Origin of the sequence: Halomonas sp. AOP25-F1-15, from assembly GCF_052378675.1 — a bacterium.
Lineage (GTDB): Bacteria > Pseudomonadota > Gammaproteobacteria > Pseudomonadales > Halomonadaceae > Vreelandella > Vreelandella casei.
The window spans coordinates 18960-39891 of sequence record NZ_JBQSXV010000006.1; the positions used below are offsets into that span (position 1 = coordinate 18960).

At 51.8% G+C, this 20932-nt stretch carries 17 protein-coding genes; 7 read left to right on the forward strand and 10 right to left on the reverse strand.

Annotated features, from left to right (window positions below; genetic code table 11):
- Window positions 1–49: 49 nt before the first annotated feature.
- Genes waaA through ACT3TF_RS12315 form a run of 3 tightly spaced genes read right to left on the reverse strand, consistent with a single transcriptional unit; the run spans window position 50 to window position 3860 of the window.
- Window positions 50–1342 (reverse strand): lipid IV(A) 3-deoxy-D-manno-octulosonic acid transferase, encoded by a 1293-nt coding sequence (gene waaA, locus ACT3TF_RS12305; protein ID WP_444672285.1) that lies wholly within the window; start codon window positions 1340–1342, stop codon window positions 50–52.
- Complete coding sequence (gene hldE, locus ACT3TF_RS12310) at window positions 1342–2772, reverse strand: bifunctional D-glycero-beta-D-manno-heptose-7-phosphate kinase/D-glycero-beta-D-manno-heptose 1-phosphate adenylyltransferase HldE (protein WP_193062983.1); 1431 nt, start codon at window positions 2770–2772, stop codon at window positions 1342–1344. Before hldE ends, waaA begins: the two co-directional genes overlap by 1 nt.
- On the reverse strand, window positions 2769–3860 hold the full coding sequence (locus ACT3TF_RS12315; protein ID WP_193062985.1) for a glycosyltransferase family 9 protein: 1092 nt from the start codon (window positions 3858–3860) through the stop codon (window positions 2769–2771). Before ACT3TF_RS12315 ends, hldE begins: the two co-directional genes overlap by 4 nt.
- Here ACT3TF_RS12315 and ACT3TF_RS12320 point away from each other — a divergent pair.
- A complete protein-coding gene (locus ACT3TF_RS12320; RefSeq protein WP_444624790.1) occupies window positions 3859–4563 on the forward strand; it encodes a 3-deoxy-D-manno-octulosonic acid kinase in 705 nt (234 codons plus the stop codon). The two genes, ACT3TF_RS12315 and ACT3TF_RS12320, sit on opposite strands and share 2 nt — an antisense overlap.
- A 16-nt stretch (window positions 4564–4579) precedes the next feature.
- Here ACT3TF_RS12320 and ACT3TF_RS12325 read toward each other — a convergent pair whose 3' ends face one another.
- Complete coding sequence (locus ACT3TF_RS12325) at window positions 4580–5479, reverse strand: glycosyltransferase family 9 protein (protein WP_444672286.1); 900 nt, start codon at window positions 5477–5479, stop codon at window positions 4580–4582.
- A complete protein-coding gene (locus tag ACT3TF_RS12330; protein ID WP_441684341.1) occupies window positions 5476–6513 on the reverse strand; it encodes a glycosyltransferase family 4 protein in 1038 nt (345 codons plus the stop codon). The genes ACT3TF_RS12325 and ACT3TF_RS12330 overlap by 4 nt, the downstream gene beginning before the upstream one ends.
- An 83-nt stretch (window positions 6514–6596) precedes the next feature.
- Between ACT3TF_RS12330 and ACT3TF_RS12335 the strand changes: the two genes are divergently transcribed.
- Window positions 6597–7349, forward strand: coding sequence for a glycosyltransferase family 2 protein (locus tag ACT3TF_RS12335; protein ID WP_441684342.1), 753 nt, complete (start codon window positions 6597–6599; stop codon window positions 7347–7349).
- An 86-nt stretch (window positions 7350–7435) separates the two neighbouring features.
- Window positions 7436–9082, forward strand: coding sequence for a sulfatase-like hydrolase/transferase (locus tag ACT3TF_RS12340; protein ID WP_193062995.1), 1647 nt, complete (start codon window positions 7436–7438; stop codon window positions 9080–9082).
- Here the strand turns inward: ACT3TF_RS12340 and waaF are convergent.
- Together waaF and rfaD are read right to left on the reverse strand one after the other, a co-directional pair.
- Window positions 9072–10115: a lipopolysaccharide heptosyltransferase II gene (gene waaF, locus ACT3TF_RS12345; protein ID WP_444624793.1), complete on the reverse strand. Its 1044-nt coding sequence runs from the start codon at window positions 10113–10115 to the stop codon at window positions 9072–9074. The genes ACT3TF_RS12340 and waaF overlap by 11 nt on opposite strands.
- Entirely contained in the window at window positions 10108–11064 is a 957-nt protein-coding gene (gene rfaD / locus ACT3TF_RS12350) for an ADP-glyceromanno-heptose 6-epimerase (RefSeq protein WP_444624794.1), read from the reverse strand. Before rfaD ends, waaF begins: the two co-directional genes overlap by 8 nt.
- 109 nt (window positions 11065–11173) lie before the next feature.
- Here rfaD and glyQ point away from each other — a divergent pair, with 109 nt between their 5' ends.
- The 4 genes from glyQ (at window position 11174) to gmhB (ending at window position 15944) form a co-directional block, all read left to right on the forward strand.
- On the forward strand, window positions 11174–12133 hold the full coding sequence (gene glyQ / locus ACT3TF_RS12355; protein WP_193063001.1) for a glycine--tRNA ligase subunit alpha: 960 nt from the start codon (window positions 11174–11176) through the stop codon (window positions 12131–12133).
- Window positions 12134–14200 (forward strand): glycine--tRNA ligase subunit beta, encoded by a 2067-nt coding sequence (gene glyS, locus ACT3TF_RS12360; protein ID WP_444672287.1) that lies wholly within the window; start codon window positions 12134–12136, stop codon window positions 14198–14200.
- Between the two features lie 378 nt (window positions 14201–14578).
- Complete coding sequence (locus tag ACT3TF_RS12365) at window positions 14579–15367, forward strand: hypothetical protein (protein ID WP_444672288.1); 789 nt, start codon at window positions 14579–14581, stop codon at window positions 15365–15367.
- A gap of 13 nt (window positions 15368–15380) precedes the next feature.
- Window positions 15381–15944: a D-glycero-beta-D-manno-heptose 1,7-bisphosphate 7-phosphatase gene (gmhB, locus tag ACT3TF_RS12370; RefSeq protein WP_193063007.1), complete on the forward strand. Its 564-nt coding sequence runs from the start codon at window positions 15381–15383 to the stop codon at window positions 15942–15944.
- Window positions 15945–16076: 132 nt separating this feature from the next.
- Here gmhB and gyrB read toward each other — a convergent pair whose 3' ends face one another.
- The 3 genes from gyrB to dnaN form a co-directional block, all read right to left on the reverse strand.
- Window positions 16077–18497 carry a DNA topoisomerase (ATP-hydrolyzing) subunit B gene (gene gyrB, locus ACT3TF_RS12375; protein ID WP_444672289.1) on the reverse strand — a complete coding sequence of 807 codons (2421 nt, stop codon included), beginning with the start codon at window positions 18495–18497 and terminating at the stop codon, window positions 16077–16079.
- A gap of 51 nt (window positions 18498–18548) precedes the next feature.
- Window positions 18549–19652, reverse strand: a complete 1104-nt coding sequence (gene recF, locus ACT3TF_RS12380) for a DNA replication/repair protein RecF (RefSeq protein ID WP_193063011.1) — start codon at window positions 19650–19652, stop codon at window positions 18549–18551.
- 138 nt (window positions 19653–19790) lie between these two features.
- Window positions 19791–20894, reverse strand: coding sequence for a DNA polymerase III subunit beta (gene dnaN, locus ACT3TF_RS12385; RefSeq protein ID WP_096276684.1), 1104 nt, complete (start codon window positions 20892–20894; stop codon window positions 19791–19793).
- Window positions 20895–20932 lie beyond the last annotated feature (38 nt).

Here is a 20932-nt window from a genome sequence, read left to right on the forward strand (position 1 = left end):
AATGAGCCCGTTAAATGGGACCGCTAAATTAGCCCGTTAAGTCAGTGCGCTAACGAGGTAGCAACGCTTCCAGCCCCTCAAGCGTTCGGGCCAGTGCTCCGGTGTGGCGATGAATTACTTCACGACCGGCTTGCCCCACTTGGAGGGCAAGCTGCGGATTAGCGAAAGAATGCGCTAAGGCGCTCGCCAAAGCCTCTGGATTTTCGACCAGCGTTAGTGCCCCTACCGCCTGTAGCGGCTCAGCCACATCGGCAAAATTTTCGATATAAGGGCCGCTGAGCACAGGCCTTCCTAGCGCTGCCGGTTCTAGCACGTTGTGCCCTCCAAGCGGCACCATACTACCCCCCACAAAGGCCACACGGCCCGCCGCATACAGCGTTGCTAGTTCGCCCAGCGTATCACCTAGATAAACCTGTGTTTGCGCCGTCACGGGCTGCTGTTGGCTGCGGCGGCTGAGCGCCCAACCTGCGGCAAGGCAAGCGTTGGCTACGTCATCAAAACGCTGGGGATGGCGGGGTACCACTATCAGCAGCGCCTCTGGATAGCGTCGTAGCAGCTGGCTATGGGCCTCAAGCAATAGCGCCTCTTCACCTTCACGAGTGGAACCGGCCACCCAAACTGCGCGCTCTCCCCACTCATGAAGTAAGCGCTCACCCTCTCTGAGGGCCTTTTCCTGACTGGCCATTTCGAACTTTAACGAGCCAACGAGGCTGATGGTTTCTGCACGGCAACCGAGCGCTTTAAAACGCTCGGCGTCTGCCGGTGACTTCGCGGCTAGCCAGCGAATATCGGCAAGGGTGCTGGCCATTAACGGGCGTAAGCGCTGGTAGCGTTTGAAAGCCCGTGGCGATAAACGCCCATTAACGAGAGCCACCGGCACGTCTTGTTGGCGACAGGCATGTATCACGTTGGGCCACAGCTCGGTTTCAAATAAAATAGCCAGCTCAGGCTGAACACGCCGCACAAAGCGTTTAGTCGCGCCGGGAAAATCCAGCGGCAGAAAGCAATGCGTCAGCCGAGCTTGATCGTGGGAGGACTGCTCATCGATCAGTGCCTTGACCTGCCCGGCGCCACTAGCCGTCATGGTAGTCAGCACAACGCTGTGCCCTGGATAAGACTTTAAGAGCCCTTCAATCAGCGGACGGGCGGCGCGCGCTTCACCCACCGAGGCACAGTGCAGCCAGATACGTGGCGCGGGCGGAAGCTGCCCAAGCCTTATTCCAAGACGCTGCCATCGTGAGTGAGTGCTTACTTGCTCTCGCCAGATGCGCCAGCCGATCAGCGGCGATAGCGTATAGAGCGCCGCTGAGTACGCAAGCCGTGGCCAAGCCGGTGAGGCCATTAGCGCTCGCGATCTAGAATGGAGCTAATCATCGCAGAGGTAGAGACACCGTCTTCAAACCCAAGCACCTTGACCTCGCCTCCATTGGCAATAACGGCGGCTCCTCCGGCGATATCTTCGGGCCGGTAGTCACCCCCTTTCACCAAAATATCCGGCAGTATCGATTCGATCAGCGCTTGGGGCGTGTCATCACTAAACGGCACGACCCAATCCACGGCGCCGAGCCCCGCTAACACCTGCATACGTCGGATTAGCGGATTGATTGGCCGCTTAGGCCCCTTTAGACGGCCAATGGAAGCATCGTCATTGACTGCCACTACTAAACGGTCACCGAGCCGCTTGGCCTGCTCTAGGTAGGCAACATGTCCGGCGTGCAAAATATCAAAGCATCCGTTGGTCATCACCACCCGCTCACCGCGCAGCTGAGCAGCACGCACCGCATCCGCCAGCACAGTGGGCTCAATCACGCCAAACTCGGCCAGTTTGTCACCGTGTAACGCAGTATACAGCTCGGCGATCGACAGGATCGCCGTGCCTGGTTTGGCCACCACTAACCCCGCGCCTAAATTAGCCAGCATCATTGCTTCGGGCAGAGCGTGCCCCGCTGCTAATGCCAACCCCATCAGGCCAATAACGGTATCGCCGGCACCGGTCACATCGAACACTTCCTGGGCACGCGTCGGTAAATGCAGCGGCGGCTGGCCTTCGCGGATCAGCGTCATGCCTTTTTCACTACGGGTAATGAGCAGCGCTTCCAACGCTAACTCAGCGCGCAGCGCTTCACCGCGGCTTGATAACTCAGCATCGGTGGCGCAGGGGCCAACAACCGCTTCAAACTCAGCTAGATTGGGGGTCATTAAACTCGCCCCGCGGTACTTGCTGAAATCTTGTCCCTTGGGATCAATCAACACGCGCTTACCGCTGGCACGCGCCTTAGCGATGAGGCTTTCAACTTGGTTCAGCGTGCCTTTACCGTAATCAGAAAGGATCACAATATCGCAGTGAGGTAGCGCCGCTTCCACGTGAGCTAAAAGCTCGGTGGTATCGACACTATCCAAGCGCTGCTCAAAGTCTAGGCGCAGCAGCTGCTGATTACGACTCATCACACGAAGCTTAGTAATCGTTGGCACATCGGCGCTATGTTGAAAGTAAGTGCTCACACTGGAAGCCATAAGGCTTGCTTCCAACAGCTGAGCATTATCGTCTTGGCCCACCACTCCAGCCAATACGGCGTGGCCTCCTAGCGAGGTAATGTTCAATGCCACATTAGCGGCTCCGCCCGGGCGGTCCTCAACGTCTTCGACGCGCACCACCGGCACCGGCGCCTCTGGCGAAATACGCGAAGTACCACCGTGCCAATAGCGGTCTAACATCACATCCCCCACGACCAGCACACGGGCATGCTCTAGGGCAGTTAAATCAATTTTCATGGATGCTCCTTAACGCTAGCCGTTACAGCGGTATGCGCCAAAAGTGCATCTAACTTGGCGATAACATCATCTGCTTTAATCAGCATCATGGCGCTGGGATGACGAACTCGCTGGCCCCAATTAACGTCCTCCACCGATTTGTGGAGATAGGTACGCACAGCCTCTGGATAAGCGTTGACCGCGAAGTCACGCCAGCAATAGGGCGCAGCGCGCATAGGGTTGGTCGATGCATATAGCCCCAGCGCCGGCGTGCCCACAGCGTTGGCCATATGAATAGGCCCAGTATCCGGTGCGATCACTGCGCGGGCTTGGTCAATTAGCGCCAGAACCCCTTTCAAGGACGTGCCGCCAATAGCATTAATGACGCTGTCAGGCTGACAAAGCGTTTCAATGTGATCGCCTATTGCACGCTCTTGAACACTACCCCCGCCGGTCAACACGCTTTTAAGACCGTGATGTACCCAAGCATGTTCAATAACACTGGCGTAGCCTTCTACCGACCAATTGCGGAAATTACGCAGGCGAACGTTGCTGCAAGGATTAATCACGAGATAAGGCGTCTCGCCGCTAATCACGCGCGCCTCGTTTAACGCCGTCGACGAGATGGGTAAATCCCATTCCAATCGGTCGTCTTCTACGCCCAGCACGCGTGCAAAGTCCATAAACGACTCCAGCACGTGAGCATTGGAATGGGGCGCTAGCTGATACTGGGTAAACCAGTGCTGGGCATCTTTGGCACGCGCTTTGTCGTAACCCACCCGCACATTGGCCTTTAGCCCCAGTGACAGAACGCTGGCGCGAATGGCCTGCTGCATATGCAGCAGTACGTCAAAGCGAGTATCGGCAAGCTGACGCCACAGCGCGCGCATGCCGGCAAGGCCGGTTGATTTGTCGTAAACGACGAACTCGACCCCGGAAAGGCCTGCCAGTAGACTGTGCTCCCCCTTACCTATAATCCAGGTAATACGTGCGTCAGGCCACTGGCGCTGTAACGCCCGCACCGTGGGCACCAGATTGCATACGTCTCCTAAAGCAGAGAGGCGCAAAATGGCAATGTGTTTGGGCTGAACAGGCAGAGAGGGCTTCATGCGCTTAGCGGCACTCCGGCAGAAAAATAGTCTGATTTTACATGATGCAGACAGTTTATGTGACGCACCGGGAACACACCAAATTCATCCGGGCTTATTCACGAGCGATTATTGGCGCAGGCAGGGGCTCATTGTGGGTGAAGCCCCGGGGCGAGGTAGCAGCTTTTTTCTGCAGGCAACGCCTACTGAACAATGGGTATTAAGGCCTTATCGACGCGGTGGTATGGCGGCCAGGCTAAGTGAGAAACGCTACTTTTGGACAGGAACTGAGCGTACACGAGCGTTTCGTGAGCTGCGCTTAACCGCTACTCTTTTTGCGCAAGGGCTCCCCGTACCGCGCCCCGTCGCCAGCTGCGTTACCCGGCATGGTTTAACCTATGAGGCTGCGTTGATGACGGTACGCATCCCCGGTGCACGGGCGCTAGCCGAGCTGCTTAACCGTCGCCAGGCAGATGATGCGTTATTGCAGCAAGTAGGCTCGATGATTAAACGCTTTCATCAGGCAGGGCTTGATCACGTGGACTTAAATGCCCGCAATATTCTGATCGATAGTAACGACACGCCGTGGTTGATCGACTTAGATCGCTGCCGGCTACGTTCGCCGGGCAAGTGGCAGAACGACAACTTAACGCGCCTGAAGCGATCGCTCATTAAATTTAACGCGGAAAATAGCTATTCATCAATACTAGACGGCTATCAGTAATTACATAGCTTTTACACTAAGCCTTTTGCTCTAACAGCTCTTTTGCTAACTGCATCACGTCATCAACCACAATATCAGGCACGCCAAGAGAGCAAGAAACAGAGCGGCTATTGTCTCTCGTCAAAAACCACTCGGGCAGAGACTCTTTAAATAGCACAATTTGCCTGACACCTAGAATGTGGGCAATGTGAGAAGGCCCACAGTCATTGCTAACAAAAATCTTACATCCTTCTACCATGCTAAACAGAAGATCGACACTCGGCTGATTAAAGACCGTATATCCTTTGCTTTTTAGTATGCTTGTTTCTTCAGTTTCTTGCGGGCCCGTAATGAAAAACACGTTTTTCTCACCGTTTTCGACAAACTGATCAGCCAACTGCATGTATTTTTCTATTGGCCACTTCTTTTCCTCTTTACCTGCCCCCGGAACGAGCAAAACACTGTCTAAAAAACGTTCATCGTGGCTAATAAACTGTTTCAAATAAGGAACAGAAGATGCGCATGTTTCATTCATTAATTGTAAAAATAAATCTGCTCTATAGATAGATACATCTAACGGTAGCGTATGCGTGTAAAAAGCCCCCGTTTTCTTAAACCCAACGCGATGAGGTATCTTCAACAACAGCATTTGTAGAGCAACACCAATACTCGAAGGTCTCAAATTGAACCCGATATCAAAATTATATTTTTTAAGTAAATAAAATTGATCTCTCTTGTTAATAACTTCTAAACTATCTAAAAATCCACTATCGACAAGAAAACTAGCACCGTTGTTTTTTGTTACGCCAACCAATTTAGCCCCAGGGTACTTTTCCCTTAGCATCACTAAAAATGGCACGTGCACTAAATGGGCACCAAAAAAAGGCCTGTTATGTAAAAAAATCACAATATGGCGTTCATTTAATAGCATTGTCATTTTTGGACTAACTCTTTATATCGCTGACTATATTTCTCAGCCATCGCATCGCTACTGTAAAGATGCAGTGATGAAAATGCAGTATCTATAACATGATGCCTTAACATAGCGTTGTCTCTGAGCATTAAGAGCCGATCTTTTATTTCACTAGCACAGTCAACAGAAACCAGAAAACCTGTTTCATTAGTTTTTATAAGATCAGGAATGCCGCCGACATCGCTCGCTATAATAGGGACACGAGCATTCATTACATCTAAAAGCACCGACCCTAACCCTTCATTTCTTGAGGGGAATACAAAAACATCAAATCCAGACAAATAATCATTAACATTATCTTTAAAGCCCGCCCAGACAATATTGCGAATACCTTCGCTTTCTTTTTTAAGCGCTGCTTCGTCTTCGCCTTTACCAAAAAAAACAAAAACATACTCGGGGTAATCATGTTCTAAACTTTTGGCTACATCCATTAACACACGTTGCCCCTTATGACGATCCACAAGCGCACCAGCATGCCCAACAATAATTTTGTTTGGATATTGCTGCCTAAACTCAATGGCTACTTTCGGGTCGTTTACAGCGCCAGAATGAGCGCTTGGAATTGTGTATATAGGAGATGTGGTAAAGCTTTTTAGCTGCTCGGCAATAACGCTAGAAATCGCCACGCAGTAGCCTGCATTTCGATAAAAAACAGTATTGCTCCATTTACGCTTAATCGGCGTATCGACACGGCGAGTAATAATATAAGGCGTTTGATAAAGCTTATTATGCAGCCAGGCCCAATGCACTGCTTTGGCTTCATGCGCATGGACAATATCAGCGCTGCCTGCCTGCCTATGGCCAGCCAATTGATGACCTGCATTAACAAAGACCACGCCCGGGGTCTCGGCTAGTTCAGCACGTAGCGGTGACGATAATTGACACACGAGTGTTTGGCGCTTTATCTCACTTAGCTTAGCGAGTGCTTGAATTAAAAGGACTGTTTGACGCTCTCCTCCACGAAAGCCTTTGGCCAGATTGACATGAATAATGTGCAAAAGCGCCTCCTGGGAGATATTGTGGCTTTAAAAGCCGATATAATAGCATTGCTTTCTCATTCTCTGACAGGACAGACATCCTCATGCCCGCTGGCGTTAGCGTAGTTATCATCACTCGAAATGCTGCCTCGACGCTGCAGCGTACTCTGGACGCCGTGCAATGTTTCGATGACGTTGTGGTTTATGACAACGGCTCAAGCGACGACACAACGCATATTGCCTCTGGCTATTCGAACGTTTCACTGCATGAAGGTGACTTTCTTGGCTTTGGCCCGACAAAGCGTTTTGCGGTCTCTTTAGCGAAACATGACTGGATCTTGTCGCTAGATGCCGACGAGGCTCCCTCCATGGAGCTTATTGAGGCCATCGCCTCATGGTGCCCCAGCGCTGCCTCTAACGATCTTGGACAGATACGACGCGAGAATTGGATGATGGGCAGGCCTGTTCGCTATTCAGGGTGGGGTAATGACTGGCTCGTGCGTCTATTCAACCGACGCTGCCATAATTTTAATGATGCGATGGTTCACGAATCTATTCTATTGAGCGAGACCAGCCGTCTGCAGCGATTGTCAGGCATCATTGAGCATACTGCCGTGACAGATTTGTCTCAGTTTCTTGAAAAAATAAACCGCTACTCGAGCCTTCGCGCCGAGTCCGGAAAGCTTAAACACTATCCTGCAGCTATCGTTTTTCTAAAAGCCATCTTTGCTTTTTTACGTACTTATGTCCTGCAGCACGGTTGGCGCGACGGTTGGAGAGGATTAGTCATTTCTGTTTCGAACGCCAACGGCGTATTTTGGAAATATATGAAACAGTCGGTAAGAAACCGCCAATAATCTCAGAGCTGTCCCTGAGAATCACCCTTTTAAAAGCAGGCGACACTAGATTATTTACGGAATTCGTCTGACAAAATAGGTTATCTATGCATCCTCGTGCTATTCAAAAAATAGCGTTAGTTATTATTGGCTTATGTCTTGGCTATGCAGTCACTGTACTGACACGCCTGCCGTGGTGGACACTGTTTATTGTCGCTGCCGTATGGATTGGCCTGGGGCTAAAACTGCGCTGGGGCCAACCCTCTAATGCACGCTATCGCAAAATCTGGCCGTGGTCACTGTTGCCGCTAAGCCTTTGGGGTATCTACGTTTACTTAGCAGATAGTTTTGGCATTGTCGACTTAGGGGCAGTGTTTTTCCATCTCCAGGCTGGCATCGCCGAGCATGGTGGTGCGGGTAAAATGTTTACCGCTGTGCTTTATACGCTGGTCATGATCGGCGTGCTGGCAGCGGTCACCTGGCTATCGCGCCACGACCAACGCTGGCGCTTAGCCGAGCGTTTTTTCGCTATTGTACTACTGGCTAGCAACCCGCTGCTGTTTGGCTTAGGCCAGCGCAGCGCATCCATTGTCACTGATGATGGGGCTTGGCTGGACCGGCGCTATAAGGCACCGCCTACCGAAGAGCTACAAGATCCGCCTAATTTACTCATCATGTATTTAGAGAGCCTCGAACGAACTTACTCTAATGAGCTTTTCGGCGATGTCTACGCAGATCTCGACGCGCTCGGAGAACGAGGCGCAGTCTTTGAAGGTATACGTCAGATGGATAACACCGGCTGGACGATGGCCGGAATGATCGCCAGCCAGTGTGGCGTCCCTCTAATGCCAGCTGGCCTTATCCACGACTCTCAATTTGAGCCGCTTTCAAAAGTTGCACCTGGCGTCGATTGTCTTGGTGACGTACTTGCCGCGCAGGGCTATCAACTGAGCTATTTAGGCGGTGCCAGTACTCAGTTTGCAGGTAAGGGGCTGTTCTATCGTGGCCATCAATTCAATAATGTGAAAGGCCGTGAAGATCTAGAACCGCTGCTAGATGACCCTGAGTATGTCAACAGCTGGGGGCTGTATGACGACTCGCTTTACGATATTACCGCCGACGAAATACGCCGACTAGATAGCGAAGGTAACGGCCCCTGGGGCGTTGTGAGCCTCAACCTTGCAGGCCATGCGCCGCACGGCTACCCCTCGCAAGCCTGTGTGGAACAGCAGGGCGAGTTCGATGGGCAGGATATCCTGTATTCCGTGCAGTGCTCGGCGTGGCTAGCGCGTCATTTTATTGAGCGCTTAGAGGCAGAGGGGCTTCTCGATAATACCCTCGTCATGGTGCTCAGTGATCATCTTACGATGCGCGTGTCGGTCTGGGATCAGCTGACGGCGATGGACCGTGATAATACGCTGATTATGATCGGAGATGGTATTGAGCCCCAGCGCATTCGCCGCGATGCGACGACGCTGGATATCTTTCCTACGCTGCTGGATGCGCTTGGGTTTAATTTAGCAGAGCAGCGTGCCGGCCTCGGAACGTCGTTACTCAGTGATAAGCAGACACTGGTGGAGATCCATGGCATTGAGGTGGTGAATCAGCGCCTAAGAGAGGAGACAGCGCTCCAGCATCGCTTGTGGGAAGGTATATCGCCTCAGCGCCGCGAACCTCAGGAAGCCCCTCCTCCTTTAGAGCAAACGCTGGAAACGCCCGCAGACATTGCCGACGAAATTGAGATCATTCATTAGCCATCATGCCGTCGCGCTGCGGGTCAGCGTGTATTGCTTTATACACCTGATCAACGCTCAGCTGATTAAGGCAATTGGTATGCCCTAATGGACAAGTGCGCTCAAAGCAGGGCGAGCAGGATAGTGCAAGATAATGGATGGCGGCGTTATCCGTCATGGGCGGCGTGTAGACGGGCGATGAAGAGCCATAGAGCGCATGAACGCGAACCCCTACCGCCGCCGCCACGTGCATCAAACCTGAATCGTTGGTGACCACCTGTCGGCAATCGGCGAGTAGATCAACCGCATCGGCCAGCTGAGTTTTACCGCACAGATTATGGGCATGGGCAAGCCCTTGCACTATCGCCTCCCCTGCCGCGTGATCTTTTTGCCCACCCAGCACGCGCACCTCGAAACCGTCTTGCACCAGCCGTTTTGCTAATGCATGAAAATAACTGACGGGCCACTGTTTGGCAGGGCCATACTCCGCGCCCGGCATCAAACCAACGGCCGGGCGTGATGAAAGCGAGTGAGCTAGGTACAGGTTCACCAGGTTATCGCTGTCAATCTGCAAACAAGGCTTGGGTAATAAAAAGTTGCCTCTCTCCGTTTCAGCCAGCGGTAGCCCAAGCGATACAAAGCGCTTTACCGTTTGGTCAAGCACCTGCTTATTGAGCTTACGGCACTCTTTAAGCAGCCCGTAACGATGCTCACCGGTAAAGCCAACACGCTCGGGTATCCGCGCCATAAAGGGAATAAGCGCGGCCTTCCAAGACCGGGGCAGCACAATGGCGCGATCAAAGCGCCCACGCAGCTGTTTGGCAAGCTTCCGACGGCTAGCCAAGCCAAACTCTCCGTGGCCCACCGTCAGTGGCAAGACCTCATCCACTTCGGGCATGCGCTCTAAAATAGGCTGCGACCACGCCGGCGCAACGACGGCAATCGTCGCACCGGGCTGGCGGGCTTTTAAGGTCATAAACAGGCTTTGTGCCATGACCATATCGCCCACCCATGAAGGGCCAATAATCAGCAGACGCGGCGCTGGATTAGCCATTCAACCACCCCAAGTAGGCCTTAACCCCTTGAGCAACGGTTTTAAATTCAACATCACAGCCGCTGCCACGCAGCGCATCAATATCGGCACGCGTATAGCTCTGATAGCGTCCTTTAAGCTCGTCAGGAAAGGCGATGTAGTCGATCTCACCTTTGCTGTAAAAATCGATTACCGCTTCGCCTATCGCTTTAAAAGGCTCCGCTCGTCCGGTACCCAGATTGAAAATGCCTGACTTATCGGGATTATCCAAAAACCATAGGTTTACATCGACGACGTCACCGACATAAACGAAGTCGCGGCTCTGCATGCCCGCCTCATAGCCTCCATAGGCGCCAAACAGCTTCAGCGTTTCATCGTTACGTACTTGCAGATGATTGTGATACGCCACGCTGGCCATTTTGCCCTTATGCTGCTCACGGGGCCCGTAAACATTGAAATAGCGAAAGCCTACCACCTGGGTCGTCAGCTCGCTCCAGCGCGAACGCACATGCTGATCAAACAGCAGCTTTGAATAGCCATAAACGTTGAGCGGCTTTTCACACTCGGGACTTTCTTTAAATACGTCACTGCCACCATAGGTCGCGGCAGATGATGCGTATAGCAAAGGGATACCCTGCTGTTCGCAATAATTCAGTAATACCTTGGAGTACTCGAAGTTATTTTCCATCATGTAATGGCCGTCCCATTCGGTTGTATCCGAACAGGCGCCTTCATGGAAAATGGCTTCAATCTTAGGTAAGTCAACGCTCTCGCCCCTCAGCGCCGCTTTTATCCTAACGAGAAAATCGTCTTTATCCAGATAGTCGGCCAGCGTACAGTCGGCTAAATTGACGAATTTGGTACCGTCGCGCAAATCGTCGACAACCATCACGTCGTTTCTGCCGCGCGTATTCAACGCTTTAACCAAGTTGGCCCCGATAAAACCGGCACCGCCAGTGATCACAATCATGCTGTTCTCCTTATCTAAAGCGGCTTGTTGGCATACGTGCCTATAACCCATCTGCCTAGGATTGTATACTTGACGCCTTATGAATTCATGGCCAACGGTGCTTTCCGCGATGAGTGTCTCGACAAACCAATCGACACCTGATGTGTCGACCTTTCAAGGCTTGATCCTTGCTCTGCAGCAGTACTGGGCAGAACAGGGTTGCGTCATTCTCCAGCCGCTCGATATGGAAGTCGGCGCAGGCACTTTTCACCCAGCGACGTTTCTGCGCGCCATTGGGCCAGAAACGTGGAATGCTGCCTACGTGCAGCCTTCCCGACGCCCCACCGATGGTCGCTATGGCGAAAACCCTAACCGCCTGCAGCACTATTATCAGTTCCAAGTGGTGATGAAACCATCGCCGAGTAACTTCCAAGACCTTTATCTGGGCTCGCTCAAGCGGCTAGGCCTAGACCCGCTGGTTCACGATGTGCGCTTTGTAGAAGACAACTGGGAGTCTCCTACACTGGGCGCTTGGGGCCTTGGCTGGGAAATCTGGCTAAACGGCATGGAAGTTACCCAGTTTACCTACTTTCAGCAGGCAGGTGGCATTGAGTGCTACCCGGTTACCGGCGAGCTCACCTATGGGCTTGAGCGTATCGCCATGTACCTGCAAAACGTCGACAGCGTTTACGACCTTGTTTGGGCCACGGCTCCAGATGGTAGCAAGGTCACCTATGGCGACGTTTACTTGCAAAATGAGCGCGAACAATCCGCCTATAACTTTGAACATGCCGATGTCGATCAGCTATTTGCCTCCTTCGACCACCAGGAAAAAGAGTGCAGCAAGCTTCTCGCAGCAAGCTTGCCCTTACCTGCCTACGAGCAGGTGCTGAAAGCATCGCACACGTTTAACCTATTGGATGCGCGTCACGCTATTTCAGTCACCGAACGTCAGCGCTTTATTTTGCGCGTCCGGACCATGGCCCGTGATATTGCCACCGCTTACTTTGAGTCGCGTAAGGCAGAAGGTTTCCCCATGGCGCCAGAAATACTTCGCCGCGAACTACTCGCCGACCAGGGAGACGATTAAATGGCTGTTAATACGCTCTTATTAGAACTGGGTGCTGAAGAGCTGCCGCCGAAAGCATTAGACGCACTGTCGGACGCCTTTGCCGCCGGTATTGAAAAAGGCCTGAAGGAAGCCGACGTTCCCTTTGCCAGCGTTGCCGCTTTTGCGACACCGCGGCGGCTGGCAGTGCAAGTATTCGAGCTTGCGGACAAGCAGCCCGATCGCGATGTTGAACGGCGTGGCCCAGCCCTGGCAGCAGCCTTTAAAGATGGCGTTGCTACGAAAGCTGCCGAAGGTTTTGCCCGCTCCTGCGGCGTCACGGTTGACGATCTAATTCATTTAGATACTGATAAAGGCACCTGGTTGGCATTTCGTGAGCAGCAGCAAGGCGAGTCGATTCAGGCATTGCTACCTGAGATTCTGCGCAAAACTATCAGTGCACTTCCGGTCCCTAAATATATGCGCTGGGGTGCCTCACGCATTGAATTTTCACGGCCCGTGCACTGGCTTTTAGCGCTTTACGGCAACGACGTTGTGGCCGCCGAAGTGCTTGGCTTGCAGGCCAGCCGCACGACCTTCGGCCACCGTTTTCATGCGCCGGATGCCATTCAGCTGGCGCATGCCGATGACTACGTCGCCAGCTTGGAAAATGCATACGTGCTGGTAGACCGCGTGCAGCGCCGTGAGCGCATCCGCGAGCAGGTGTTGGCGGAAGCCGAAGTACAAGAAGCTAATGCCGTTATCGACGAAGAGCTTCTCATAGAAGTAAGCGGTTTAGTTGAGTGGCCGGTAGCCCTTACCGGAAGCTTTGATGAGCGCTTTCTTGAGGTGCCGGCGGAATGCCTGATTTCTTCCATGAAAGCCAACCAAAAGTATTTCCATCTTTTAGATGACGCCGGCAAGCTGAAGCCGCTATTTATCACCATTGCTAATATCGACAGCACGGACCCGGATCAAGTTATCGCCGGTAACGAAAAAGTGATTCGCCCGCGTTTAGCCGACGCTGCTTTTTTCTACGAAGTCGATCGCAAGCGTACACTTGCCGCCAGGACTCCGCTGCTGGAAAGCGTTGTATTCCAAAAGCAGTTAGGCACCCTGGCGGACAAAGCGCGTCGCAGTACAGTTGTGGCGACCTTTATTGCAGAAAAGATCAATGCGGACGTTGCTCATGCTCAGCGCGCCGTGGCGCTGGCCAAGTGCGACTTAGTCACCGAAATGGTACTCGAATTCCCCGAACTTCAGGGAATTATGGGACGCTATTATGCTGAGCAAGACGGTGAGCCTGCCGACGTTTCTCAAGCACTTGAAGAGCAGTACTTACCGCGTTTTGCCACCGATGCCATCCCCCAAAGCGCAACCGGTAAGGCATTAGCTTTGGCAGACCGCCTGGACACTCTGGTCGGTATTTTTGGGATTGGTCAACGCCCCACTGGCGCAAAAGATCCCTTTGCTTTGCGCCGCGCCTCTATCGGCGTGCTTAACATTCTGGTTAAGGGCGAGCTTAATCTTGATTTGCGCGAGCTTCTTAACGTTGCCGCAGAACAGCATAAGAGCCTGCCTAAGGCAGACGGGCTTGTGGAGGATGTGCTGACTTATATGTTGGACCGTTTCCGCGCCTGGGGGCAGGATGAAGGCATTAGTGCTGAAATGTATCTAGCTGTGCGCGCACGCCCGGTGACGAACCCGCTTGATTTCGCTCGCCGCCTTCGCGCTGTTAAAGCCTTTGCTCAGCGCGATGAAGCCTCAGCGCTGGCATCCGCCAATAAGCGAGTTTCTAACATTTTGGCGAAGCAGACCAATGCCGACATCACTCAGGTGGACTCAGCGTTACTGGCTGAAGACGCTGAGAAAAAACTGTTCGAGGTGGTAACGGCTAACCAAGCACAGGTGGCACCGCTGTTTGCATTGGGTGACTATCAGAAAGCGCTCGATATACTGGCCACGCTGCGCGAGCCCGTGGATGCCTTCTTTGACCAGGTAATGGTCATGGCAGACGATCCGGCTATTCAGCGCAATCGATTAGCGCTACTTGCCAGCCTACAAGGCCTGTTTTTAGAAGTGGCCGATATCTCGCTACTGCCTCAATAAGCTTTTCACCGCCCTCCCCCTTAACCGATGGCTTAGCGCCATCGGTTTTTTGTTTCACGTGAAACATTCGATAGTGCCAAACACCTTGTAACGTCAAAAGACCTGCATTGAGAACATGAGGTGGTTATCTACATCTGAGTCTATCCTTATCTATATAGCTATCCAATGCTATCCTGGTTTGCCTTCGGCTAGCGGCATACGGATTTAACCAAGGCCTAGACCTAATAACATCGCCAAGGCGCTTTTTTGTTTCCAAAGGCATATAAGAGTAAAATAATCGATATTATGTGAAATAAAACATGCTTTTAAAACAAGTCGTTTTACGTGGCTGAGTATATATGACGACTTGTTTGATAGTTAGCCGCGAGGAGCCTACCTATGTACGATCTTTTTTTACTCGACTCTCTCCCTCGTCAGCAGGCGACTATGGCGCCGCATACCCTCAACGGACAGAAGCTGTGGCTGAAACGTGCGGCAAAGCGCAACTCGCGTTGGGTTTATGCGCCGCTTAAATTACTGGCCGCGTGGCTCAAACTAGATGCGCTTAAACCGGTTCCCAATATAGGCGGTGAAGAAAGTATTCTCATTGAAGCTAAGCGTATCGAAACCCTACGAAAGGCGGGTGTTGCGGTGCCAACTATTCTAGCGAAAACTCCTCAGGCGCTGTTGCTGGCTGATGCGGGTACGCCTGAGCAGCCCGCGGTCACATTGCTAGAGAAAATCAAAAGCACGAATGATGCTGCTCAAATTGATATGATTTTAGCACTCAGCATTGAAGCACTTAATAGCGTTCATCGCCGAGACTGCTACCTGAGTGAAGCCTTCGCACGCAATATTCTTATCACTGATGATAGAGCTGTTTTTATTGACTTTGAGACCGACCCTGGGCAGGTTCATGCACCGGTGGATTGCATGGTATGCGACTGGTACTGCTTTATTTTTTCGCTATACGGCAAGCTTTATAAATCACCAGTGCAGTATGAGCGTTTAACACCGGCACTAGTGGAAGGTTTGAAGAATGCGAAGCAGGACGTACGCGAGCGCTTTTGCGAAACACTTCCTAAGCTGCTTCACTTACGGCGCATACCCTTTAAATTCTTCGGTAGCGACGGACGAAAGTTAAGCGTTACCCTTCAGTCTCTTGCAGCACTCAATCAGCGCCTATAACGACGAGATTTCGATGCCGATATACCCTCAACAGCTGGTTATTCTTGACCGTGACGGCGTCATCAATCAGGACTCAGATGCTTACATAAAGTCCCTAGATGAATGGATACCTTATCCTGATTCAATTGATGCCATCGCTCGTTTGTCGCAGTCAGGCTATATTGTAGCCATAGCCACTAACCAGTCAGGAATTGCGCGGGGGTATTATGATGAAACTGTACTTGCCAAGATCCACGCCCGTTTAAAAACATTGGTAGAGACCGCAGGAGGCCGTATTGCGCACATTGCCTATTGCCCACATGGTCCCGACGATAAATGTACTTGCCGCAAGCCGCTGCCTGGACTGCTTCATGACATCCAGCGCGTATTAGGATTATCGAGCCTGTCAGGAAGCTGGATGGTAGGTGATAGCCTTCGCGACCTTCAGGCAGGTAACGCTTGTGGCTGTAGGCTCGTGCTCGTCAAAACGGGCAAAGGCACCCAGACCGCTCAAAAAGGCCTAGGTCTCAATGACGCATTAATCTGCACTAACTTGACAGACTTTGCAGATAAGCTTCTCGCTGGACGACTAGGTTAAAGCGTTTATTAATTTAAACCTCCTTTGATACCAGCATTACACGCCAACGGTTAAAACGAAAAAATGCCGCGGGCTATTCACCCAGCGGCATTTTATTTTCATTGTTTCACGTGAAACATGGTGATGCGTTTTTTATACGTCGAGATTGGCAACCAGGGCATTTGTCTCGATGAATTCACGACGCGGCTCAACATCATCACCCATCAGCGTATTAAACATCATATCGGCCCCCACAGCGTCTTCAATGGTGACACGCAGCATACGACGGCTGTCAGGATCCATAGTAGTGTCCCAAAGCTGATCGGGGTTCATTTCACCTAGACCTTTATAGCGCTGCACGGACAGGCCACGCTGCCCTTCTTGCATAAGCCATGTAAGGACTTCGGAAAAATGAGCTACGGGCTTCTGACGCTCTCCTCGAGCGATATAAGACCCTTCTTCAAGGAAGCCATCCAACACTGCGCCAAGCTCAGCAATCCCACGATAGTCGGCGCTTTCGAAGAAATCGAGCCCCCAAACATAGTCGGTAGTCACCCCGTGGGCGACTAGCGAGACTGTAGGTAAGTACAGCGCACGCTCAGTGTCTTCCTGAAGATGGAAGTGATACCGCGGCCCGCCTTCATAGGCCACCATATCGTCCATTGTCTTCTGCAGCTCATCAATCCAGTTCTGCATGGTGACACGATCTTTAAGACTCGCCTCCCCTTTCAATGCCGACGTATGGATAATCTGTTTAAGCACTTCATTCGGATAAACGCGCGATAAGCGATCAATTCGCTTCATCACTGTGCGGTACTGGTTGACCAGCGTTTCAAGCTGGGAGCCGCTAATGCCCGGGGCATTGGCATTAACATGCAGGCCAGCACCATCCAACGCCGTCGTGGTTAAGTAATCAACCATCGCCTGCTCATCTTTAAGATACAGCTCTTGCTTGCCGCGCTTAATTTTATAAAGCGGCGGCTGAGCGATAAAGATGTGACCACGCTCTATTAATTCCGGCATTTGGCGGAAAAAGAATGTCAGCAGCAGGGTACGAATATGCGAACCGTCAACGTCCGCGTCCGTCATGATAATAACGGAGTGGTAACGCAGCTTATCGGGATTAAATTCTTCACGGCCGATACCACAGCCAAGCGCAGTGATTAAGGTGCCCACTTCAGCAGACGAGAGCATCTTATCGAAACGTGCTTTCTCGACGTTTAGGATTTTACCCTTAAGCGGCAAAATAGCCTGAGTACGACGATCGCGCCCCTGCTTCGCACTGCCACCTGCAGAGTCACCCTCCACCAGGTAAAGCTCAGATTGGCTCGGATCTTTCTCTTGGCAGTCTGCAAGCTTACCGGGCAAGCCGGCGATATCTAGCGCGCCTTTGCGCCGCGTCATGTCTCGTGCTTTGCGCGCTGCTTCTCGCGCACGCGCTGCGTCTAACATCTTATTAACAATTGCTTTAGCTTCGTTGGGTTTTTCAACAAGGTATTCAGAAAACAGGTGGCTCATTTCTTGCTCAACCGCTGTTTTAACTTCGCTGGAAACCAACTTGTCTTTTGTCTGAGATGAAAACTTAGGGTCCGGCACTTTTACTGAGATAATCGCCGTTAATCCCTCACGGGCATCATCACCGGTAGTGTTCACTTTGGCTTTTTTAAGCAGATTTTCGGCGTCGATGTAGTTATTTAACGTACGCGTAAGGCCGGCACGAAAGCCCGCCAAATGTGCGCCGCCATCCCGCTGAGGAATATTATTGGTGTAACAGAAAATATTTTCAGTGAAGGCTTCGCTCCACTGCATGGCCACCTCAACTTCAACGCCATCATCACGGATAGCATTAAAGTGGAACACCGGGTTAATCACATTCTTATTGGTGTTCAGGTGATCAACAAAGGCTTTTAAGCCACCTTCGTAATGGAACAGCTCCTCTTTACCGCTGCGCTCATCCAATAAACGGATGGCAACGCCGGAATTCAAAAAGGAGAGTTCACGCAGGCGCTTGGCTAATATATCGAAATGGAACTCGATATTGCCAAACGTTTCTGGCGAGGGGCGGAAATGAACACGCGTGCCACTTTTTTCAGTTTTCCCGACCACGCCAAGAGGCGCCTGAGGAACACCGTGACGATACAGCTGCTCAAACACTTCGCCCTGACGCCAGATGGTGAGGCGCAGCTCGGCAGAAAGCGCGTTAACAACAGAAACCCCTACGCCGTGTAGGCCGCCAGACACCTTGTAGGAGTTGTCATCAAATTTACCGCCCGCGTGTAGTACCGTCATGATAACTTCAGCGGCGGAAACCCCCTCACCCTCATGAAGTTCGGTAGGAACACCGCGGCCGTTATCACTAACGGTGACCGACTCATCAGGGTGAATGACAACGCGAATTTCGCTGCAGTGGCCCGCCAAAGCTTCATCGATGGAGTTATCCACCAACTCGAAGACCATATGGTGCAGACCGGTTCCATCGTCGGTGTCACCGATATACATACCTGGGCGCTTGCGTACTGCGTCCAGCCCTTTGAGCACCTTGATGCTTGATGAATCGTAAGCCTGCTCGCTCATTGACCACTCCGTCGTGAAGTCTGTCTCGTTCCGTATCGCCGATGTTTCTGCTTAGCTGTCCTGCACTAATTGGCTTAGCCCATGTTCAGCATGTTTCACGTGAAACATTTTTACCGCCGTACTAGGAAGCCATGTGCGTCGTAAAGCAGAAGACTCGACGCTGGTAATAAAAGCTTGGCACTGCATATCTTCAAGTAGCTGACAAAACTGATAACGATTTTGTTCGTCAAGTTCCGCAGGCAAATCATCGATAAGATAAATGCAGTGTCGCTGCGCTGTTCTTTCCAGAAACCGGCCTTGGGCAAGCTTCATGGCGCTGACCACTAACTTCTGCTGGCCTCTGGAAAGCACTTCAACAGCCGGCTGTTTATTCACTCTTATGCGTAAATCGGCACGCTGCGGGCCTTGCTGGGTAAACCCCATCTGCTGATCGGTGGTGCGGCTATCGTGCAGCACTGCCGAAAGAGACCTTTCTTTATCCCACCCTCTCGCGTAGCGCAGTGAGAGGCCGGACAAAGGAAACAGCATTTTTAAGGTTTCTTCAAATACAGGTAGAAAATCGCTGAACCAGGCCCTTCGCAGCATATCCATTTGCTCACCCCAGTTGGCAAGCTCTTGCTCCCAAACAACCATTTCCTGGGGTTGTATTCTACCACGCCTAAGCAGTGCATTCCGATGTTTCAGCGCACGGCGAGTACGCTTCCATATTCCCAAAAAGTCGTGTTCCACGTGAAACACACCCCAATCCAGAAACTCACGCCGTCCTGCCGGTGACCCTTCTAGCAAACGAAACGCATCCGGATTAATAAGCTGCAGCGGCATTGCTTCAACCAAGGCTGCTAACCGAGCGTTCTTATCGCCTTTTAAGCGCAATTCTAGCTCTCTCTGGGCACGTAGACGGCGAACGCCTAGGGCAACCTCAGGCTCACCGCTTAGGCGCCCAAAGAGCGTCATATGCGGCTGCTCAGATTGAATGGCATGCTTCAACTGACGAGTACGAAATGAACGTCCCATGCCTAGAATATGCACGCCTTCCAGCAGGCTGGTTTTACCACTGCCATTAGCACCACTAATAACGTTGATACGAGGCGATGGCGTCATCTCAACCGGTAGAAGGTTGCGCAAGCCATGGAAATTAAGCAGTGTTAGGCTCATTTCGTTATCGTCACTTCTAATATCTCTAGGCTAGGTAACCAGTAAGACTAATTAGGCCAGTAGCATTCAAAGAAGAAACGGCGCTTCTGCTATCAGAAGCGCCGCTCAATTCTTCACATTATTCTATACGTAATATAATTACAGGCGCATAGGCATTACGACATAAAGCGCGTCACCGCCGCCCGGCTCTTCAAGCAGCGCACTGCTGTTTGGGTCAGCCAGCGTAATTTGCACCCGTTCTTGATTAAGCACCGTTAACACATCAACGAGATAGCCAACGTTGAAACCCACTTCCATTGCACCACCGTTATACTCAATGGCGATATTTTCTTCAGCTTCTTCCTGCTCAGGGTTATTGGCCATTACTTTAAGATTATTTTCCTCAAGGTAAAGGCGTACCCCGCGATACTTCTCATTCGACAGAATAGCCGTACGTGAAAGCATCTGGCGCAGCTCTGCACGCTCAGCTATCAACACTTTATCGCCATTGCGCGGTACTACACGCTCGTAATCCGGAAATTTACCGTCGATTAACTTAGAGGTAAACGTGAAATCACCTGTGTGTGCACGAACATGACTGGAGCCCAACGTTAGGCTTACCGGCTCATCGCTGTCGTCTAACAAGCGCGACAGCTCCAAGATGCCTTTACGCGGGACAATCAGCTTTTGCGACTGGCTTACAGAGACGTCGATTGGCCGAGAGCACATCGCCAAGCGGTGACCATCTGTGGCTACCGTGCGTAGCAAGTTACTTTGAATTTCTAGCAGCATGCCGTTGAGGTAATAGCGCACATCCTGCTGTGCCATGGCAAATGATGTGGCTTCAATCAGATGCTTTAAAATACCGCGAGGCACGCTAATTTCCTGGCTGCCGTCGGCATCTTCAATATTTGGAAACTCGGCTACCGGTAGTGTGGACAGCGTAAAACGCGAACGACCGCTGCGCAGTATAGCGCGGCCGTCTTCAACGCTAAGCTGAATGTCAGACTGATCGGGAAGAGATTTACAAATGTCCATCAGCTTACGAGCGGGCACCGTGGCGGCGCCCGGCTGATCAACTTGGCTTGCTACGGTACGCCCAACCAGCTCAACTTCTAAATCAGTACCGGTGAGTGAAACCTGATCGCCTTCTATCTGAATCAACACATTAGAAAGCACAGGTAGTGTTTGGCGACGCTCGACGACACCGGCGACCAGCGTCAGCGGACGTAGCAGCGCCTCTCGGGAAATCGAAAATTTCATCAATGCTCCGGTTCTAAATCCTGAAAGACCTGCGCATC

Excerpts from the sequence above, each read along its gene's own strand:
- waaA (WP_444672285.1), bottom strand. The coding sequence starts at position 1,342 with ATGGCCTCACCGGCTTGGCCACGGCTTGCGTACTCAGCGGCGCTCTAT.
- hldE (WP_193062983.1), bottom strand. The coding sequence starts at position 2,772 with ATGAAAATTGATTTAACTGCCCTAGAGCATGCCCGTGTGCTGGTCGTG.
- ACT3TF_RS12320 (WP_444624790.1), top strand. The coding sequence starts at position 3,859 with ATGCGCTTAGCGGCACTCCGGCAGAAAAATAGTCTGATTTTACATGAT.
- ACT3TF_RS12315 (WP_193062985.1), bottom strand. The coding sequence starts at position 3,860 with ATGAAGCCCTCTCTGCCTGTTCAGCCCAAACACATTGCCATTTTGCGC.
- ACT3TF_RS12325 (WP_444672286.1), bottom strand. The coding sequence starts at position 5,479 with ATGACAATGCTATTAAATGAACGCCATATTGTGATTTTTTTACATAAC.
- ACT3TF_RS12335 (WP_441684342.1), top strand. The coding sequence starts at position 6,597 with ATGCCCGCTGGCGTTAGCGTAGTTATCATCACTCGAAATGCTGCCTCG.
- ACT3TF_RS12340 (WP_193062995.1), top strand. The coding sequence starts at position 7,436 with ATGCATCCTCGTGCTATTCAAAAAATAGCGTTAGTTATTATTGGCTTA.
- waaF (WP_444624793.1), bottom strand. The coding sequence starts at position 10,115 with ATGGCTAATCCAGCGCCGCGTCTGCTGATTATTGGCCCTTCATGGGTG.
- rfaD (WP_444624794.1), bottom strand. The coding sequence starts at position 11,064 with ATGATTGTGATCACTGGCGGTGCCGGTTTTATCGGGGCCAACTTGGTT.
- glyQ (WP_193063001.1), top strand. The coding sequence starts at position 11,174 with ATGAGTGTCTCGACAAACCAATCGACACCTGATGTGTCGACCTTTCAA.
- glyS (WP_444672287.1), top strand. The coding sequence starts at position 12,134 with ATGGCTGTTAATACGCTCTTATTAGAACTGGGTGCTGAAGAGCTGCCG.
- ACT3TF_RS12365 (WP_444672288.1), top strand. The coding sequence starts at position 14,579 with ATGTACGATCTTTTTTTACTCGACTCTCTCCCTCGTCAGCAGGCGACT.
- gmhB (WP_193063007.1), top strand. The coding sequence starts at position 15,381 with ATGCCGATATACCCTCAACAGCTGGTTATTCTTGACCGTGACGGCGTC.
- gyrB (WP_444672289.1), bottom strand. The coding sequence starts at position 18,497 with ATGAGCGAGCAGGCTTACGATTCATCAAGCATCAAGGTGCTCAAAGGG.
- recF (WP_193063011.1), bottom strand. The coding sequence starts at position 19,652 with ATGAGCCTAACACTGCTTAATTTCCATGGCTTGCGCAACCTTCTACCG.
- dnaN (WP_096276684.1), bottom strand. The coding sequence starts at position 20,894 with ATGAAATTTTCGATTTCCCGAGAGGCGCTGCTACGTCCGCTGACGCTG.